At 74.1% G+C, this 1863-nt stretch carries 3 protein-coding genes; all 3 read left to right on the top strand.

Annotation, left to right across the window (positions count from 1 at the left end; all coding sequences use genetic code 11):
- On the top strand, positions 1-380 hold a 380-nt coding region (locus tag PLL68_RS10080), incomplete at its 5' end, for an ATP-binding cassette domain-containing protein (RefSeq protein ID WP_324533691.1).
- Positions 381-382: 2 nt separating this feature from the next.
- The gene (locus tag PLL68_RS10085; RefSeq protein ID WP_324533693.1) at positions 383-841 is read left to right on the top strand and encodes a BlaI/MecI/CopY family transcriptional regulator; all 459 of its coding nucleotides are present in this window, start codon (positions 383-385) and stop codon (positions 839-841) included.
- 122 nt (positions 842-963) lie between these two features.
- Positions 964-1827, top strand: a complete 864-nt coding sequence (locus PLL68_RS10090) for a M56 family metallopeptidase (protein WP_324533695.1) — start codon at positions 964-966, stop codon at positions 1825-1827.
- Positions 1828-1863 lie beyond the last annotated feature (36 nt).

Below are 1863 nucleotides of genomic sequence, written 5' to 3' on the forward strand. Positions count from 1 at the left end.
TGCGCCTCGCGGCACCCGAGGCGAGCGACGACGGCATCCGCACCGCTCTCGGCCGTGCCGGCCTGGGCGCCTGGGTCGACGCCCTACCCGAGGGCCTGGAGACCCGGCTCGGCACCGGCGGCCGCGGTGTGTCCGGCGGCGAGCGCACCCGGCTCGGGGTCGCCCGGGCTCTTCTGGCCGACCGCCCGCTCGTGCTCCTCGACGAGCCCACCGCCCACCTGGACCACGCGACCGCCACCGCTGTGCTCGACGACGTCCTCGACGCCACCGATGACCGCGCCGTGGTGCTCGTCAGCCACCGCCCGGAGGCTGCCGAACGTTTTCACCGGGTGCTCGACCTCGGCGTAGCCTCGAAGGCTGCCTCAACCCTGAAGGAGTAGTCATGCCTCACTCGACCTCGGCACCCCGCCTCGGTGACCTCGAGCGTGTCGTCATGGAGCACCTCTGGGAGGCGGCCAGCAGTGGGGGCGCGGACTTCGAGGGCGCCACGGTGCGCCAGGTCCACGACCGCTTCGAGGGTGAGCGCGAGATCGCCTACACGACCGTGATGACCGTGCTCGACCGGCTCTCCAAGAAGTCGCTCGTCACCCGGGAGCGTGACGGCCGCGCCTGGCGCTACCTGCCTGCCGCCACGCGTGAGGCCCTGACCGCGCAGACGATGCGCCGCACCATGACCGACATGGACCTCACCGACCGGCGAGCGGCCCTGCTGCACTTCCTCGACGGGGCGACGACCGACGAGATCGCCGACCTCAAGGCGGCTCTCGCCGAGATCGAGGGGCGAGCGTCGGATGCCGCGTCGCCGCCGGCCTCTCGACGTCGCGGGCTGCGTCGCCCCTAGTTTCCGGGGCTCGGGCCCCTCGACCGGCGGCGTTCCGCCCACTCCCCGCACTTGTTGCACTGCAGCCACCCGGATCCGGGTGGCTGCAGTGCAGTAAGTCGGGTGCTGTCACCATTGTCGGCGTGATCCCGCTCGCCCTCGCGACCCTGGCCTTGCTGCTGGCCTGGGTCGCGCCTGGCCTCATGGCCCGCCAGAAGCAGTTCCGGCGCGCGCCGCGAGCATCGCTGGTGGCGTGGCAGGCCGTGACGCTCGGCGGAGTGGTGGCCGCGGTGGCGGTCCCCCTGGCCGCCCTGCCCCTGGTGATGGACCGTGACGAGCCGATGGCACGGGCCTGGGTCCTCGTCCCCGCGGTGCTGGCCAGCACGGCGATCGTCGCTCGGCTGCTCTACGCGGGGCACGACGTCGGCACCGAGCTGCGCCGGGTGCGGCAGGACCACCGGCAGCTGGTCGACATCATCGCCGGGCACGACGGTGAGCACGCGCAGCTGCGGATCCTCGAGCACCCCACACCGACGGCATACTGCATCCCGGGGCGGCACTCACGGGTGGTGTTGTCGCAGGGGGTGCTCGACTCGCTACCTCCTGCCGAGCTGTCGGCCGTGCTCGCGCACGAGCAGGCCCACCTGCGAGGCCGACACGACCTGCTGCTGGAGTTCTTCACGGTCGTGCACCACGCGGTCCCGTCCCGGCTGCGGTCGGCGGCGGCGCTGACCGAGGTCCGGCTGCTCGTCGAGGCCCTGGCCGACCGGGCCGCCGTGCGGCGCAGCGGTGAGGTGGCGACGGCCCGGGCCCTGATGGCGCTGGCGGGAAGTCGCACCCCGGCGGGCGAGACCGGGGCGACCCTGGGTGTCGGCACCACGGCGCCGGTGCGGCTGCGGCTGCTGGCCGACGGGCCGCCGCACCCGGCGCTGCCCGCGGTGGCGTACCTGTATGCCGCAGGGTCGGCGACCCTGCCGGTGGCCCTGCTCGTGGCGGCCTGGCTCTAACGCGCGTCAGGCCCAGCTGGGTGGGGGCGGCGGCGG

The sequence above is a fragment of the Ornithinibacter sp. genome (assembly GCF_035443565.1).
Taxonomy (GTDB): domain Bacteria; phylum Actinomycetota; class Actinomycetes; order Actinomycetales; family Dermatophilaceae; genus Fodinibacter.

Bases quoted from the DNA above. Each gene is read 5' to 3' on its own strand.
- PLL68_RS10085 (WP_324533693.1), top strand. From the start codon at position 383: ATGCCTCACTCGACCTCGGCACCCCGCCTCGGTGACCTCGAGCGTGTC.